The 11,992-nt window shown below is 71.9% G+C and carries 10 protein-coding genes; 4 read left to right on the top strand and 6 right to left on the bottom strand.

Going from position 1 to position 11,992, the window contains the following annotated elements; translation table 11 throughout:
* Positions 1-13: 13 nt before the first annotated feature.
* Positions 14-916, bottom strand: a complete 903-nt coding sequence (locus UAJ10_RS18250; protein WP_322916626.1) for a LysR family transcriptional regulator — start codon at positions 914-916, stop codon at positions 14-16.
* A gap of 234 nt (positions 917-1,150) precedes the next feature.
* Between UAJ10_RS18250 and UAJ10_RS18245 the strand changes: the two genes are divergently transcribed.
* On the top strand, positions 1,151-2,290 hold the full coding sequence (locus UAJ10_RS18245; RefSeq protein ID WP_322916625.1) for an FAD-dependent oxidoreductase: 1,140 nt from the start codon (positions 1,151-1,153) through the stop codon (positions 2,288-2,290).
* A 30-nt stretch (positions 2,291-2,320) separates the two neighbouring features.
* On the opposite strand, the gene UAJ10_RS18240 is transcribed toward UAJ10_RS18245, so the two are convergent.
* The 3 genes from UAJ10_RS18240 to UAJ10_RS18230 form a co-directional block, all read right to left on the bottom strand.
* The gene (locus UAJ10_RS18240) at positions 2,321-3,985 is read right to left on the bottom strand and encodes a S53 family peptidase (RefSeq protein WP_322916624.1); all 1,665 of its coding nucleotides are present in this window, start codon (positions 3,983-3,985) and stop codon (positions 2,321-2,323) included.
* Positions 3,986-4,170: 185 nt separating this feature from the next.
* Positions 4,171-4,404, bottom strand: coding sequence for a type II toxin-antitoxin system Phd/YefM family antitoxin (locus tag UAJ10_RS18235; RefSeq protein ID WP_322916623.1), 234 nt, complete (start codon positions 4,402-4,404; stop codon positions 4,171-4,173).
* A gap of 41 nt (positions 4,405-4,445) precedes the next feature.
* Positions 4,446-5,642 (bottom strand): citrate synthase family protein, encoded by a 1,197-nt coding sequence (locus tag UAJ10_RS18230; RefSeq protein WP_322916622.1) that lies wholly within the window; start codon positions 5,640-5,642, stop codon positions 4,446-4,448.
* A gap of 112 nt (positions 5,643-5,754) precedes the next feature.
* Here UAJ10_RS18230 and UAJ10_RS18225 point away from each other — a divergent pair, with 112 nt between their 5' ends.
* The 3 genes from UAJ10_RS18225 to UAJ10_RS18215 all read left to right on the top strand — a co-directional run bounded on the left by UAJ10_RS18225 (position 5,755) and on the right by UAJ10_RS18215 (position 9,437).
* Positions 5,755-7,128 carry a CoA transferase gene (locus UAJ10_RS18225; protein WP_322916621.1) on the top strand — a complete coding sequence of 458 codons (1,374 nt, stop codon included), beginning with the start codon at positions 5,755-5,757 and terminating at the stop codon, positions 7,126-7,128.
* Between the two features lie 112 nt (positions 7,129-7,240).
* Positions 7,241-7,813 carry a hypothetical protein gene (locus UAJ10_RS18220; protein ID WP_322916620.1) on the top strand — a complete coding sequence of 191 codons (573 nt, stop codon included), beginning with the start codon at positions 7,241-7,243 and terminating at the stop codon, positions 7,811-7,813.
* A gap of 16 nt (positions 7,814-7,829) precedes the next feature.
* On the top strand, positions 7,830-9,437 hold the full coding sequence (locus UAJ10_RS18215) for a PepSY-associated TM helix domain-containing protein (RefSeq protein ID WP_322916619.1): 1,608 nt from the start codon (positions 7,830-7,832) through the stop codon (positions 9,435-9,437).
* Here UAJ10_RS18215 and UAJ10_RS18210 read toward each other — a convergent pair.
* Positions 9,434-9,925 carry an acyl-CoA thioesterase gene (locus tag UAJ10_RS18210; RefSeq protein WP_322916618.1) on the bottom strand — a complete coding sequence of 164 codons (492 nt, stop codon included), beginning with the start codon at positions 9,923-9,925 and terminating at the stop codon, positions 9,434-9,436. The two genes, UAJ10_RS18215 and UAJ10_RS18210, sit on opposite strands and share 4 nt — an antisense overlap.
* Before the next feature lie 112 nt (positions 9,926-10,037).
* Entirely contained in the window at positions 10,038-11,696 is a 1,659-nt protein-coding gene (locus tag UAJ10_RS18205; protein WP_322916617.1) for an AMP-binding protein, read from the bottom strand.
* Between the last annotated feature and the right edge of the window lie 296 nt (positions 11,697-11,992).

Here is an 11,992-nt window from a genome sequence, read left to right as displayed (position 1 = left end):
CGTCCCACGGCCCTCACTCCGCCACGCACTCCCGCAAATACCCCCGCAGCCAGATCAGGCCGGGATCGCGGTCGAACTGGTAGTGCCACTGCATCATCTCGGTCAGCAGGGGGAACTCGATGGGGGCGGGGAGGACGCGCAGGGGCAGGTGCTGGGCGTACAGGCGGGCCAGGCGGGTGTGCATGGTGCTGATCATGTCCGTCTCCACCAGGATGGAGGCGACGGAGGAGAAGTCGGGGGCGACGGCGCCGACGGTGCGGGCGTAGCCATAGCGCTCCAGGAACCATTGCTCGAAGGCCGGGGTGCGCTTGCCGCCGATGATCACCACCACGTGCGCCATCTCCAGATAGCGCTCGAATGACAGGGTCTCGCCCACGTCCGGGTTGTCGCGCCAGACGACGCAGCTGTGCGTCTCCTCGAACAGGATTTCCTTGGGCTGGTCGCTGGTCAGGTAGGCGTCGGGGGAGATCACCAGGTCCACGTCGCCACGGTTCAGGCGGTCGTGGATGTCGTCGCCCACCACGCTGATCTCCAGCCGCACGCCCGGCGCCTCGCGCCGCAGGCGGCGGATGGCGCGGGCCAGCACCACCTCGGTCACATAGTCCGACGCCACCACGCGGAACACGCGCTGGGCCGTGGCGGGGTCGAAGGTGGGGCGCGCCTCGATGGTGGTCTGCACCCGGATCAGGATGTCGCGCACCGGTTCCACCAGGGCCAGCGCCAGGGGCGTGGGCACCATGGCGCGGCCCACCATCACCATGATTTCGTCATCGAAATAATCGCGCAGGCGGGCCAGCGCCCCACTCATGGCCGATTGGCTGAGGTGCAGGCGGTGGGCGGCGCGCGAGACGTTGCGCTCCTCCAGCAGCACGTCCAGCGCCACCAGCAGGTTCAGGTCGAAACGGCGGAAACGCATGGGCGCCCATCCTCCCTATTTTATTGTTCGAGGCGATACCTCGCCGCACTTTGGTACGACAAAACCGATAGATGGGCCAGTCTTTCGCTGAGCGCAAGGCCGGTCGGTGGCGGGTCCTGATATCGGCCGCGCCGATGGGGCCGCATCGGAAAATACGCCTCAACCGATGCCGCCGCCCGCCGTACCGTTGCCGCCATAACAAACGCCCAACAACCGGACGGGGAGGGAGGAACGATGGCGCAGCGTGTGGGCCGGGTGCTGATCGTGGGCGGCGGCATCGGCGGCCTGTCCCTGGCGTCGGCCCTGTGCGACCGGGGCCTGGCCGTGGACCTGGTGGAACTGCAGACGGAATGGACGGTCTACGGCGTCGGCATCATCCAGCAATGCAATGTCGTGCGCGCCATGGCGGATCTGGGCCTGGTGGACCGCTACCTCGACGCCGGCTTCCCGTTCGAGGCGGTGGGCATGTACGCCCCCGACGGCCGGCTGCTGGCCAAGATCCCCGGCCAACGCCTGGCCGGGCCGCAGTACCCCGCCAACCTGGGCATCTCACGCCTGGCCCTGCACAGGGTGCTGAGCGGGGCGGCCATCGAGAAGGGCACGGCCGTGCGCCTGGGCACCACGGTGGACCGGCTGGACCAGGACGACACGGGCGTGGACGTGACGTTCAGCGACGGCACCACCGGCCGCTATGACGTCGTGGTGGGGGCGGACGGGCTTTACTCCAAGGTGCGCGGCCTGCTGTTCGGTCCAGGGGAGGATGGGCGGCATAGGCCACGCTTCACCGGCCAGTCGGTCTGGCGCCACAACTTCCCCCGGCCGGCGGAGATCGACCATCTGGCGGCCTTCACGGGGCCGGACGGCAACGCCGGCCTTTGCCCCCTGTCCCACGACCTCATGTACCTGTTCGTGACGTCGGAGGAGCCGGGCAACCCCCGCATGCCGGCCGACCGGCTGCATGAGCTGATGCGCGACCGGATGAAAGGCTTCGGCGGCCTGATCGGGGCCTTGCGCGACCGGATTACCGACCCGGCCCAGGTGGTGTACAAGCCCATGGAGGTGCTGATGATGCCGGCGCCGTGGTACCGGGGCCGGGTGGTCCTGCTGGGCGACGCCGTGCACGCCACCACGCCGCACCTGGGCCAGGGCGCCGGCATGGCCATCGAGGATGCCGTGGTGCTGGCCGAGCTGCTGCCCCAGGACGCGCCGCTGGCCGACCTGTTGGCCCGCTACATGGAACGGCGGTATGAGCGCTGCCGCTTCATCGTCGACAGCTCCATCATGGTGGGGGAGTGGGAGATGGCCCGCCGCCACGACGTGGACCGCGTCGGCCTGGTGAGGAAGATGCTGGAGGTGACGGCCCAGCCGGTTTGACCGCCGCCGGCGCCGTCAGCTGTCCCGTCTTCAGGCCTCCCGCAGCCGGCTGACCAGCTGCGCCACGTTGGGCACGCCCAGGCCCGTCACCAGGTCATAGCCCGGGCCGGCGCTGTAGGCGCCGTTGCCGCCCTGGGTGATGTCGCGGAAGCAGGGCGTGCCCAGCAGGGGATAGAGCAGCGGGTTCAGGAAGGGCAGGGCGCCCTTGCCCGCCTTGGTCCGCGCCTCGTTGATCAGGGCGCAGAAGCCGGCCCACAGCGGCGCGCTCCAGCTCGTCCCGCCGATCTGTTCCTTCTGGCCGTTCAGGTACAGGAGCGCCCCCTCGTTGGGGTCGGCGGGGCCGGCCACGTCGGGCACCAGGCGCTGCCCGCCCGCCGGCACGCCGTTGCCTACCTGCCAGGCCGGGCGGGGGAAGTCCACGCTCTTGCCCCCGCCGCTGCCCGGCCATGCCACCTCCGCCGCCACATGGCCGTCGGCGCCCAGGCGCAGGGAGGTGCCGCCCACGCCGATGACGCAGGGGTCGCTGGCCTCATACTCCACCTGCAAGGGACCCTTGGAGGAATGGCCGGTGTCGTCGGGGTTGGAGCCGGCGTCGCCGCTGGAGACGAAGACGTTCACACCCGCCGCCGCCAGCTTCAGGAACTTCTGGTGCTGGGTCGCCATCTCGCCCGAGGGGCCCTGCAAATAGGTCTCGCCGATGCCCAGGCTGATGGACAGCTGGCGCAGGGCGGGCCGCTGGGCCGCGTCGGCGATGATGCGGTCCAGCGCCTGGTCCAGCGCGGTGAAGGAGAGGGAGCCGCAGGCGTAGACACGGATGCCGGCGCCGGGCGCGATGCCGCTGGTCCATTCCACGTCCAGGCTCTCCTCCCCCTCCGGCGAGGGCAGGGTGCCGCCGGCGACGTTGATCTTGGTGACGCGGGCGAGGTCCGCGCTGACGCCGTTGGCCCGCCAGAACAGGGTGAGGTCGCCGTCCAGGGGCACGGTGTCGATGAGGACGGCGATCTCCTGCCCCGCGCCCGTCAGGCCCAGCCCGTCGGCGCCGTAGGCCTTCAGGATGGCGGGCACGGTGTAGGGCGGCTGGGTGGGGTCGGCCGCCGCCGGCTTCTTCTTTTTCTTCTGCTTCTTCGCGGCCGTGCCCAGGTCGCCGGTGATGTCGCTGCCGGGGGCCTCATCGGGCGCCGGCTTGTGGTGGCTGATGCGGCAGTGCTTGTTGAGCCGCAGGAAGGGTTGCAGGCCGCCGATGTGGAACACCGGGCCGCCCACGTCGTCGGGCAGGCTGGGCGTGTCGCAGGCCGCCGTGTAGGCGTGGCCGTCGCGCGTCACCCGCACCATGCGCACGCCCAGGCTGGCCTCGATGGTGCCGGCGGGGGCGGTGGCGTAGACCGTGGTGTGGTCGGGCGTCACCTGGTCGATGGTGTAGCCCTGGGCCGTCAGCCATCGCGCCAGCCGGTCGGCCGCGGCGGGGTCGGCGGCGTAGTTCCGCGCCTGCTCCTCGAAGGGGATGACCTCGCCGGCCGCCACCCTGTCCTCCAGCTCCCGCTGCTTGCCCGCGGGCAGGGCGAGGGAGAAGTGCAGGGACATGGGGGCCGCCCGGTGCCGGGGCTCCGCCGGGCTGATCAGCAGGCCCTGGGTCGCCAGGCCCTGGCTGGCGGGCAGGGGGATCACGCTGTCGGGGAAAAGCTTTCTGCCGGGCATCGTCGCCGCCTTCTCGCGAGGGGTGCCAAGGGCAGCGCCGGTGAGGGCCCACCCAGGACGGGAAGCGCGCGCCGCCGCCGCCGGTTCCTGCGACAGGATGTAGCGGGGCTACCAGAGGCGGGTGACGATGCCGTCGAACATGGTATCGGCGGATACCAAGGGCAGGTTGTGATGCAGGGCCGCCGTCACCGCCCGCCTTCCCAAAGGTCCAGCTCGTCCTCCGCCATGGGCGGGAGGAAGTCGGGGCCGGCGTCCAGCTTGCCTTCCAGGATGCCGATCTTGAAGCCGCCCCGGCTGATGGGGATGAGGCGAACCACGGGCTTGCCGTCCTTGGCGATGATCACCTCCTCGCCGTTCAAGGCCGCTTCGATCAGCTTGGACAGATGGGTCTTGGCCGCGTGGATGGTGACCTGGCGCATGGCTGCCTCCGATGATGACCAATTTAGCCAGCCATGGGCGTTTAAGCAATTTGGCCTGTGGGCCGCGGCCCGGTGTAGAGCGCGCGGGGGCGGATCAGCTGGGCGTCGGCGTGCTGTTCCAGGGCGTGGGCGATCCAGCCCAGCGAGCGGCCCAGGGCGAACAGGCCGAAGGCGGCGCCCATGGGCAGGCCCAGATGGCGGCGCAGCGCCACCAGGGCGGTGTCGATCACCGGCGGCTGGCCCACCAGGCGCTGGGTCTGCGCCTGCACCACGGCCCAGGTGGGGTGCAGGGGCAGGATGCGGGCCAGCAGGGCGGCGGCGCGCGGGTCGCCGGCGGGGTACAGCGGGTGGCCATAGCCGGGGATGTCCTCCCCCCGCGCCAGGCGCTGGCGCAGGCGGGCGGCGGTTTCGCCATCCGCGCCCACCTCGTCCCACAGGGCCTCCACCCGCGCGGTCAGGCCGCCGTGGCGTGGGCCCCCCAGGGCCGCCAACCCGCCGATGACGGCCGCCCGCAGGCTGGCGCCGGTGGAGGCGACGCAGCGGGCGGTGAAGTTGGAGGCGTTCAGCTCATGGTCGGCGCACAGCACCAGGGCCATGCGCACCAGCTCGGCCCCGTCCTTGTCCAGCTTCCACGCCTTGGCGCATTGCTTGTGGATGGGGGTGGCGGCCGGCGCCGTGCCCAGCAGGCAGGATGTGAGCAGCCGCACCAGCGCCGCCGCCCCCTGGGCCAGCCGGCCGGGCGCCCGTTGCCAGGCGGCGGTGTCGGCGTCCTCGCTGGCCAGGGCCAGCAGGGGCAGTAGCGCCTCCTCCGCCCGGCGGCCGTGGAAGGCGGCCTGGGCCACGGCGAAGGCCGGTGCCGGCGCGGGCGGGGGGCCGCCGAACGCCTCCTCCGGCGCCACCCGCCACAGCAGGCCCGCCACCTCCTCCACGCTGGCCCGGGCGGCGAGGTCCACCGCGTCGCGGCCCCGGTAATAGAGGTGGCCGTCCTGGATCAGGGTGATGGCCGACTCCAGCACCGGCAAGCCCCAGTCCAGCGTGGCCTTGGCGATCTCCTTGGGCCGGCGGCCCCGGATGCGGGTCAGGGCCAGGCGGTCCACCTCCGCCGCCAGGTAGCGGCTCTCGCGCGTGTCGCCGCCCGGCTGGGCGCGCAGCAGCCCCCGGCTGACGTAGGCGTACAGCGTCTGGCGGGAGACGCCCAGCCGGGTAGCGGCCTGGGCGGCGGTCAGCAGGTCGGCCATGGGCATCCTCCAGTTGATTACCTTCGTCAACGTTGATTCAGTTAATCAACATTGACGATTATTGTCACCGGTCCATCGTCGGGGGCGTTCCTGTAGCCAAGGGAGAGCCACCATGACCACCCCCGACCGTCGCTTCCTGACCCGCATATGGCAGGCCCTGGGCGGCGCGCCCGCCGCGCCGGACCGGGTGCGCTTCACCGGCGCCGGCAGCCTGCCGTCCATCTTCGCCGTCAGCGACCTGGCCGTGGCCTCGGTGGCCGCCGCCGGCCTGGCCCTGGCCGAGTTGGTGGACGCGGACCTGGTCGACGCGGATGGGGTGGTGGCCGACCGCCGCCTGTCCTCCGCCTGGTTCGGCTGCGCCCTGCGGCCCCAGGGTTGGGATCTGCCGCCCGCCTGGGACGCGGTGGCGGGCGACTACCACGCCGCCGACGGCTGGATCCGCCTGCACACCAACGCCCCGCACCACCGCGCCGCCGCGCTCCGCGTGCTGGGCGTGGCGGCGGAGCGGGCGGCGGTGGCCCGGGCCGTGGCCGGCTGGGCGGCCGACGACCTTGAGGCGGCGGTGGTCGCGGCCGGCGGCTGCGCCGCGGCGATGCGCGGCGCCGACGCCTGGGCCCAGCATCCGCAGGGCCAAGCCGTGGCGGCCTCCCCCCTGTTGACCCTGGAGGCGGCGGGGCAGGGCGCGCGGGATTGGCGCCCCGATCCCGCCCGGCCCCTGGCCGGCATCCGGGTGCTGGACCTCACCCGCGTCCTGGCCGGGCCCACGGCCACGCGCTTCCTGGCCGGCTGCGGCGCGCAGGTGCTGCGCATCGACCCGCCCGGCTGGGAGGAGCCCAACCTGGAACCGGACATGACCCTGGGCAAGCGCTGTGCCCGCCTGGACCTGCGGCGGGCCGACGACCTCGCGGTCCTCAAGCGCCTGCTGGCCCAGGCCGACGTGCTGGTCCATGGCTATCGCCCGGACGCCTTGGCCCGCCTGGGCCTGGATGCGGACAGCCGCCGCGCGCTCAACCCCGGCCTGGTCGACGTCTGCCTGGACGCCTACGGCTGGGACGGGCCCTGGGCCGGCCGGCGCGGCTTCGACAGCCTGGTGCAGATGAGCGCGGGCATCGCCGAGGCCGGCATGCGCCTGCTGGGCCGCGACAAGCCCACGCCCCTGCCGGTGCAGGCGCTGGACCATGCCACCGGCTACATCCTGGCGGCCATGGCGCTGCGCGGCCTGGCGCACCGGGCGCGCACCGGCCAGGGCACGGTGGGCCGCACCGCCCTGGCCAGCACCGCCCGCCTGCTGCTGGATGGCGGGGCCGGCGTAGTGGACGCGACACCCCTGGCGCCGGAGACCGACGCCGATTTCAATCCCGTCCTCGAACAGACCGGCTGGGGTCCCGTCCGCCGCCTGGCTCCGCCGGTCACCGTGGCGGGGGCGCCGCTGGCCTGGGACCGGCCGGCGGGGCCGCTGGGCGGGGCCGCCGCCGTCTGGGAATGATGTTCGAAGTTGCAATTGCGAATTACTCTTATTTATAGTGCCGGGCGCTAAGGGCGCTGGCCGGGGGAAAATGGCCGGGTGCCCGCGACATCCTTGGGATTTGGGCGACGGCATGACGGCGACGATGGGCTTTTTGGGGGGCTTGGCCCTGACGGTGCTGGGCATCGTCCTGCTGCGGCGGGTGTGGGCCTCTGCCACGGCGCCGCGCTGGCACACCCTGCCGGGCTGGGGGTTCATCGCCGCCGGCTTCGCCGGCTGGTTGGCCGTGGCCGACGCCGACAAGGCCGTGGTCATCGGTGTCCTGGCCTTCTCCCTGGTGGGCTACGGCGTGGTGATCCTGGGGCGGGACCGGCGCCGCCGGCCGCACCGCGCGCCCAAGGCGCCGGTGGCCGCCCCGGCCGGGCCGGGCGGGCGGCCCTGGGTCGTCTTCCTGCGCGGGACGGCCCGCACCCTGCTGGCGGGCCCGCTGGCCGCCGCCACCGGCCTGGCGGTGGCGGCCCTGGTGGCGGTGCGCGCCGGCGGGATGGAGGCCGACCGCCTGGTGGCCGCCGGCTTCATCGGCCCCATCGGCTGGGGCATCGCCATGACTTGGGCGCTGGTGGACGCGCGCCTGGCGCGGGTGGGCCTGCTGCTGCCGCTAACGGCCGGCGCCGCCGTGGCGGCCGCCTGGCTGTCCCGCGTCTGAAGAGAAGGGGGAAGACATGCTGAAGCGCATCGCCGCCCGCGTCCTGGCCCGGCGCAAGGCCGATCCCACCACCGTCACGACCCGGCCCCGCGTAAACTCCCGGGCCCAGGGCGGCTTCGTCCAGTCCTCCCTGGCCGGGCATTCCGCCCTGGGGCTGGGGCTGGGCGCGTTGATCTACATCGTCTGCCTCAGCGGGGCCGTCGCCGTCTTCGCCGATGATCTCAGCCGCTGGGAATGGGCCGGCACGCCGGAGACCGCCGCCCTGGCGCCGGAGGTCGTGGACCAGGCCCTGGCCACCGGCCTGGCGCGCGCGGCCGGGCAGGCCAATGGGGTGGAAGCCGGCGGGGTGGAGAAGGTGACCGGCCTCTACGCCCTGCTGCCTCGGCCCGATTGGCCCCACCTGGCGGTGCGCGCCTTTACGCCGGCCGGGGCCGTCACCTGGCGGGCCGGCCCCGACGGCGTGCTGGCCGACACGCCGTCCGACGCCTGGACCGACTTCATCGGCGAGGTCCACATGGAACTGAGCCTGCCGGGAGTGTGGGCGGGCCTGGCCGTGGGCACGGTCGGCATCGCGCTGCTGTCGCTGCTGTTTTCCGGCATCCTGGCCCACCCGCGCATCTTCCGCGACGCCTTCGCCCTGCGGCTGACCGGCGCGCGGCGCCTGGGCCTGGCCGACCTGCACAACCGGCTCAGCGTCTGGGGCCTGCCCTTCCACATCGCCATCACCGTCACCGGCGCGCTGTTCGCGCTGGCCAGCCTGATGATCCTGACCGTGGCCCAGGTGGGCTATAAGGGCGACCTGGCCCGCGCCTACGCCCCCTTGAGTGGGGCGCAGGTCGCGGCCGACGCCGCCCCCCGGCCCTTGCCGCCCATCGCGTGGCTGCAGGCCCAGGTGGCCGACCCCACGCCCGGGGCCGAGCGCATCTCGCGGTTTTATTATGTCGAGCGGCCGGGGACCAAGGGGCAGCGCATCCTGTTGGACATGACCCGCCACGACGGGTTGACCCAAGGCGACCGCAACTATTTCGATGGCGAGGGCAAACTGCTGGCGCCGCTGGGCTTCCTGCAGGGGCCCGTGGGCATGCGCGTGTACGGCGCCTCGCTGGCCCTGCATTGCGGCACCTACGGCGGCCTGGCGGTACGCCTGGCCTATGGGCTGCTGGGCCTGGCGCTCAGCGTCGTCACCGCAACCGGCTTTTCCATCTTCCTGGCCCGCCGGCGCGACCGGGGCCGGCCGCTGCCCCGGCTGGAGCGGGCATGGGCCGGCGTCACCTGGGGCGTGCCCCTGGCGGTGACCCTGTCCGCCAGCCTGACCCTGGTGCCGGGCCTGGCGCGGGAGGCGGCCTATCTCTGGAGCTTCTGGGGCCTGGTGGCGGCCCTGCCGCCGCTCAGCCTGCTGCTGCCCACGGGTGTCGTGGCCGCGCGCGCCCTGCGCCTGGCCCTGGGCGTGGCCCTGCTGCTGCTGGCCGGGGCGCATGCCACCAGCCATGGCACGGAGCTGCCGGTGGCGGCCCTGGTGGTCGACCTGGTCCTGGCCCTGGCCGGCCTGGGCTTCACGGTCGGCACCGGCCTGCCGGGCCGCCGCACCCGGGCGCTGGCCGCTCAGGCCACCCCGGCGCCTTAAGCGCCTTCCCCCGGCGCCACCACCATGGTGCGCAGCACGGCGGCCACGTCCTCGGGTATGGGGGTGGGGCGGCGGGTGGCGTTGTCGACATAGACATGGACGTAGTGCCCGGCGGCGGCCGGCGTGTCTTCGTCATTGCGGAACAGCGCCAGTTCATAGCGCACGCTGCTGCGCCCCATGTGCGCCACCCGCACGCCCACCGTCACCCGGTCGGGGAAGGTGATGGGCATGAAATAGCGGCACTGCGTCTCCACCACCAGGGCAATGGCGCTACCCTTGTCCGGCGCCAGCACGCCCTTCTCGATCATGTGCTGGTTCACCGCCGTGTCGAAATAGCTGTAGTAGACCACGTTGTTGACGTGGCCGTAGGCGTCGTTGTCGGCCCAGCGGGTGGTGATGGGCTGGAAATGGCGATAGTCGGCGCGGCTTTCCGGGGGGGGCGTGGCCGGGGTGTTCGTGGCCGGGGTGTTCGTGGCCGGAGTGCTCATCAAGGTTCCTTGGGAATACGGGGCGGACGCGCTTCAGGAGATACCCGCGAAGACGGCGACGGCGCCACCGGTTTCACCGGGGCGCCGTCGCATCTCAGGTCGTTAGGCGGACTCATTCCGCCGCCGGCGCGGTCCTTGCCGTGGCCTGGGTGGCTTTGGCGCGTTCCTCCGCCACCAGGGGCTGCTTCCACAGCTTGCCCACGGCGGTCTTGGGCAGCATGTCGCGGAACTCCAGCGCCGCCGGCAGCTCATGCCGGCCCAGCTTGTCGGCCAGGAAGGCGCGCAGCTCCTCCAGGCCGAAGGGGGCGGCGCCGGGGCGCAGGGTGACGAAGGCCTTGGCGCTTTCGCCGCGATAGCTGTCGGGGATGCCGATCACGATCACCTCCGCCACGGCGGGATGCTCATAGATCGCCTCCTCCACCACGCGGGGATAGACGTTGTAGCCGCCGGACAGGATCATGTCCTTGCGCCGGTCGACGATGAACATGAAGCCGTCATCGTCCAGGTAGCCGATGTCGCCCGTGCGGAACAGCCCGTCGATAAAGGCCTCGCGCGTCTCCTCCGGCTGCTTGTAATAGCCTCGGGTGACGTTGCGGCCCTTGATGCAAATCTCGCCCTTCTCATTCGCGCCCAGGGCCTTGTGCGGGTCGGCCAGGTCGCGAATCTCGATGGTGATGCCGGGCATGGGGATGCCGGCGGAGCCCACCTTCCTCATGTGCGGCGGGGTGATGGTGCCGGCGGGGCTGGTCTCGCTCATGCCCCAGCCCTCCAACACCGGCTTGCCGGTGGCCGCCTCGAACTCATGGGCCAGTTCCACGGGCAGGGGGGCGCCGCCGCTGCCCACGAACTTCAGGCTGCTGAAGTCGATGTCCTTCACCCGGGGGCTGGAGGCGATGGCCCGGTGCATGGTGGGCACGCCGGCGAACAGGGTGGGCTTATGATCGCGGATGCTGTCCAGCACGGCGTCGGTGTCCCAGCGCGGGTGCAGGATCATGCAATAGCCGTTGCGCATGGCCCGCACCATCAGCGTGTCCAGCGCGTAGATGTGGAACAGGGGCAGCACCACCATCATGCGCTCCTGACCCGGCGTCAGGCCCATGAAGCGGCTGAACACGTCATAGGCCCCGGCCGAGGCGCTGAGGTTCTGGTGGGTCAGCATGGCGGGCTTGGGCAGGCCGGTGGTGCCGCCGGAAAACTGCAGCGTCGCCAGGTCGTCCAGCGCGCGCTTGGGCCATCCGGCGGCCGGCGGTTCCGCCGGGGCCAGCAGGGCGGTGTAGGGCAGGGCGCCGGCGGGCAGGGCCTCGGCCGGCAGTCCCTGGCCGACGAAGTCGGTGGGGCCGGCCACCACCAGCCGCACCCCCTCGGCCAGGGGCAGCTTGTCCGCCAAACCGGCGAAGCTGATGACCAGGCGGATGTCGGCCTTGGTCTGCTTGTGCGTCAGCTCCCGCTCCGCATCCAGGGGGCTCAGCGGCACGACCACGCCGCCGGCCTTCAGCACGGCGTAGAAGGCCAGCACGAAATGGGGGGTGTTGGGCAGGTGCAGGCCGACATGCACGCCGGGGCCCACGCCCAGCTTGGCCAGGTTGGCCGCCACGCGGGCGCACAGGGCGCCAAAGGTGGCGAAGTCCATGGTCTGGCCCATGCAGACCAGGAAGGGATTGGCGGGCCAGGTGGCGACGGCGCTGTCCAAATCCTCCACCAGGGTGGGCAGGGGCGGTTCGCTGTTCCACTCGATGCCCGGCGGATAGGACTTTTCCCACAGCATCGTCATGCGCTGGTCTCCTCCCATTATACGCCCGCCTTCATGCCGAGGCGGGGTTAGCGGGCGCTATGCTTTCACAAGGAAGGGCCCCTTGCCAAGGGTGAGGAATGACGCGGTCACATTGTTCAACAATGGGGGTAGGTCACGCTCACCGTTAGCTCGGGAAAGCGGCACTGGGTATGGTGCCTTGAATAAAGGCTTTTTGATTTTCGACCCCCGGCTTTCCCATCGAACTTTAAGGCGGCGTTGACGTCTCTTGGCGTCCAAGCCGGCACCCCGCCGGTCAAGAAGATCAAGAGATGCCT

Source organism: Nitrospirillum guaranorum (genome assembly GCF_034653275.1).
Classification (GTDB): Bacteria; Pseudomonadota; Alphaproteobacteria; order Azospirillales; family Azospirillaceae; genus Nitrospirillum.
The sequence above is the reverse complement of the archived record's forward strand: the minus strand, read 5'-3'. Positions and strand labels throughout refer to the sequence as shown.

Coding starts and splice junctions, on each gene's coding strand:
- UAJ10_RS18230 (WP_322916622.1), bottom strand. CDS start 5,642: ATGGCCGACCTGCTGACCGCCGCCCAGGCCGCTACCCGGCTGGGCGTC.
- UAJ10_RS18210 (WP_322916618.1), bottom strand. CDS start 9,925: ATGAGCACTCCGGCCACGAACACCCCGGCCACGAACACCCCGGCCACG.
- UAJ10_RS18250 (WP_322916626.1), bottom strand. CDS start 916: ATGCGTTTCCGCCGTTTCGACCTGAACCTGCTGGTGGCGCTGGACGTG.
- UAJ10_RS18235 (WP_322916623.1), bottom strand. CDS start 4,404: ATGCGCCAGGTCACCATCCACGCGGCCAAGACCCATCTGTCCAAGCTG.
- UAJ10_RS18245 (WP_322916625.1), top strand. CDS start 1,151: ATGGCGCAGCGTGTGGGCCGGGTGCTGATCGTGGGCGGCGGCATCGGC.
- UAJ10_RS18220 (WP_322916620.1), top strand. CDS start 7,241: ATGACGGCGACGATGGGCTTTTTGGGGGGCTTGGCCCTGACGGTGCTG.
- UAJ10_RS18205 (WP_322916617.1), bottom strand. CDS start 11,696: ATGACGATGCTGTGGGAAAAGTCCTATCCGCCGGGCATCGAGTGGAAC.
- UAJ10_RS18225 (WP_322916621.1), top strand. CDS start 5,755: ATGACCACCCCCGACCGTCGCTTCCTGACCCGCATATGGCAGGCCCTG.
- UAJ10_RS18215 (WP_322916619.1), top strand. CDS start 7,830: ATGCTGAAGCGCATCGCCGCCCGCGTCCTGGCCCGGCGCAAGGCCGAT.
- UAJ10_RS18240 (WP_322916624.1), bottom strand. CDS start 3,985: ATGCCCGGCAGAAAGCTTTTCCCCGACAGCGTGATCCCCCTGCCCGCC.